The 2,055-nt window shown below is 70.2% G+C and carries 1 protein-coding gene and 1 pseudogene; both read left to right on the top strand.

What is annotated here, in order from left to right:
* Positions 1-76: 76 nt before the first annotated feature.
* On the top strand, positions 77-1,297 hold the full coding sequence (locus tag FNH04_RS45345) for an acetyl-CoA C-acetyltransferase (protein ID WP_152792051.1): 1,221 nt from the start codon (positions 77-79) through the stop codon (positions 1,295-1,297).
* 297 nt (positions 1,298-1,594) lie between these two features.
* Positions 1,595-2,055, top strand: a pseudogene (locus FNH04_RS45340) (hypothetical protein); the annotation flags it as partial.

Raw genomic sequence — 2,055 nt, 5'->3', positions numbered from 1 at the left:
GACCTCCCCCGTACGTACGGGTAACTTCCCACACAGCCCTGCCCACCCCGCACCAACGAACGCCAATGGAGCCGTGATGCCCGAAGCCGTGATCGTCTCAGCCGCCCGCTCCCCCATCGGCCGCGCCTTCAAGGGCTCCCTCAAGGGCCTGCGCCCCGACGACCTCACCGCCACGATCATCCAGGCAGCCCTGGCCAAGGTCCCGGAACTGGACCCGAAGGACATCGACGACCTGATGCTCGGCTGCGGCCTCCCCGGCGGCGAGCAGGGCCACAACCTCGGCCGCGTCGTCGCCGTACAGATGGGCATGGACCACCTCCCGGGCTGCACCATCACCCGCTACTGCTCCTCGTCGCTCCAGACGTCCCGCATGGCCCTGCACGCCATCAAGGCGGGCGAGGGCGACGTCTTCATCTCGGCGGGCGTGGAGATGGTCAGCCGGAGCGTGAAGGGCACCTCCGACGGCATGCCCGACACCCACAACCCCCTCTTCGCCGACGCCGAGGCCCGCACGGCCACCGTCGCCGAGTCCGAGGGCGCCACCTGGCACGACCCGCGTGAGGACGGCCTCCTGCCCGACCCGTACATCGCGATGGGCCAGACCGCCGAGAACCTGGCCCGCCAGTGGGGCGTCACCCGCCAGGACATGGACGAGTTCGGCGTCCGCTCGCAGAACCTCGCCGAGGAAGCCATCAAGAAGGGCTTCTGGGAGCGCGAGATCACCCCGGTCACGCTCCCCGACGGCACGGTGGTCGGCAAGGACGACGGCCCGCGCCCGGGCGTCACCCTGGAGGCCGTCGCGGGCCTCAAGCCGGTCTTCCGCCCCGACGGCCTCGTCACCGCGGGCAACTGCTGCCCCCTCAACGACGGTGCCGCCGCCCTCGTCATCATGTCCGACACGAAGGCACGCGAGCTCGGCCTGACCCCCCTCGCCCGGATCGTCTCCACCGGCGTCTCTGGCCTGTCCCCCGAGATCATGGGCTACGGCCCGGTGGAGGCCAGCAAGCAGGCACTGTCCCGCGCCGGCCTGACCATCGACGACATCGACCTGGTCGAGATCAACGAGGCCTTCGCCGCCCAGGTGATCCCCTCGTACCGCGACCTGAACATCCCGCTCGACAAGCTGAACGTGAACGGCGGCGCCATCGCCGTCGGCCACCCCTTCGGCATGACGGGCGCCCGCATCACCACCACGCTGATCAACTCGCTCCAGTTCCACGACAAGCAGTTCGGCCTGGAGACCATGTGCGTCGGCGGCGGCCAGGGCATGGCGATGGTCATCGAGCGCCTCAGCTGACGCCGGACCAGCATCGCCCCCATCGGTCACCCTCGCTCGACCCAGCGTGACCCTTTGGCCCGGGCCCCTGGAACCACCGGGGTTCCGGGCCGTTTTGTGATCCAATCTCCCCCAGGATGTGACCTATCTCCCTCCGAAGAGGGATTCACCAGGTCAGCGCCGTTTCACCGTCAAACATCAGACAGGGATTCCTGTCCGTTTCGTGACGTTACGCACTGACAGCTGGTTAGTCCGCCCTTCAAGCTGATGTAGGAAGTCGGGGGTCGACTTTGAACCGGGAGTACGTCAGTGAGCGCCATGCCGATTGCTCTGCTGCTCACCACGGCCGCCACCACGGTCGTGGGCGTCGCCGTGCTGCACACCCTGCGGGGACTGCGCCGACAGGTGGCGGCGCTGCACGCCGAGCTCGCCGGGGGCCGACCGGCGGGCACACGTGCCGTCGTACCCGCCGCCCGCGCGGCCTCCGACACGGACGAGATACGCGCTGCCGTGGCCGAGGCGCTCGCGGAGGAGCGGGAGCGGGAGCTGGCCGAGGCACGGGCGTTCTGGGCCGCCCAGGAGGCGCGTGACGGCTCCGACGCGCCCTCCTCCCTGCTGGGCCTCTCCGAGGGCGACGTGTACCTGCCGCGCCAGTCGGACTTCGCGGGCCTGGACCACCTGGAGCCGGTGACCGAGCCGGGCACGGAGGGCGAGGAGTACTCCGGTGACTCGCCCGAGCTGGCCGCGGCCCGCCGCCGTCACCCCTCCCACCCCGACTT

Source organism: Streptomyces phyllanthi, assembly GCF_009377205.1.
GTDB lineage: Bacteria > Actinomycetota > Actinomycetes > Streptomycetales > Streptomycetaceae > Streptomyces > Streptomyces phyllanthi.
This window is presented reverse-complemented; position numbering and strand designations above follow the sequence as displayed.